The 300-nt window shown below is 63.7% G+C and carries 1 protein-coding gene; it reads right to left on the bottom strand.

Features of this window, described 5'->3' with window-relative positions:
* Nucleotides 1-17: 17 nt before the first annotated feature.
* Nucleotides 18-300: transposase (locus tag IFT55_RS17845; RefSeq protein WP_192093566.1), on the bottom strand; the 283-nt coding region annotated here is incomplete at its 5' end.

Raw genomic sequence — 300 nt, 5'->3', positions numbered from 1 at the left:
CTAGGCGGGATCGACATTCACCGTAGCCAGATCATGGCGGCGGCGAGGTGGACGAAGCCGGTGAAGTGGACGGTGCGTCGGTCGTAGCGAGTGGCGAAGCGGCGGAAGTGTTTGAGGCGGCTGAAGCATCGCTCGATCTGATTGCGATGTTTGTAGATGCTGGCGTCGTGCGGGATGGCGACCTTGCGGTTGCGTTTTGACGGGATGACGGCGGTGGCGTTCATGGCTGCGATCCGGTCGCGCAAGTCGTTGCCATCATAGGCCTTGTCGGCCAGCCCCGCCCCGGCTTGCTGGCCATCG

This window comes from Sphingomonas sp. CFBP 13720, assembly GCF_014842075.1.
GTDB lineage: Bacteria > Pseudomonadota > Alphaproteobacteria > Sphingomonadales > Sphingomonadaceae > Sphingomonas.
Note: the sequence above shows the minus strand (reverse complement) of the source record. Positions and strands in the feature narration are given on the sequence as shown.